Source organism: Bartonella sp. AC130YNZD, assembly GCF_042196865.1.
Classification (GTDB): domain Bacteria; phylum Pseudomonadota; class Alphaproteobacteria; order Rhizobiales; family Rhizobiaceae; genus Bartonella.
Window position 1 is genome coordinate 1 of the sequence record NZ_JBHIQZ010000167.1, and the last position, 624, is coordinate 624.

A 624-nucleotide genomic window follows, 5' to 3' on the forward strand; every position below is an offset into this window, starting at 1 on the left:
TTGGAGCCGAATCGCTTCAGGGAAGTTCAGAAAGGTAGACAAGTTTCTACTCCGGGAAAATCAACAAGTACACCTGGCGGGGGATCTCAAGCTTCAGGTCAGTCTGGAAGTTATACACCTTCCAACTATCGTGGCAAAAAGAGAAAATTCTCTAATAGTAATTCGCAAGGGCAGTCTCAACAGCGATCGTCGAATACTGTCGGGACTCAAACATCTGGAGTCAAGGGTGGATGCTATAAGTGTGGACAGAAAGGGCACATGATAAAGGACTGTCCAAATGTGAGATGTAGGAGGTGTGGTCAGTTGGGTCACACTGATTGGTTTTGTCCGGATAAGAATTCGGGAATTCAGGGTGTACCGGTTCAGCCGCCTACTGCGAGGCAGTCAGGCCCTGGAACGGCCAGAATGGTGCAGCAGGGTAATTCGCAAATGGGAAATAAATCAAATGTCCCTGGAAATGCTACACGTCTGTATGCGCTCGATGAGCAAGCCTCTGATATTGGACCGTCAGTCGTACGAGGTACAATTCTAATTCAATCTTCTTGCGCTCGTGTATTATTTGATACCGGCGCTACGATTTCTGTTATTGCATCATCTTTTACGAATCGTCTAGGATTACTACCG

1 protein-coding gene is annotated in these 624 nt (G+C 47.0%); it reads left to right on the top strand.

Features of this window, described 5'->3' with window-relative positions; genetic code table 11:
* Positions 1–303: 303 nt before the first annotated feature.
* A partial coding sequence (locus tag ACFINU_RS10305; RefSeq protein WP_375667735.1) for a hypothetical protein occupies positions 304–624 on the top strand: 321 nt, incomplete at its 3' end.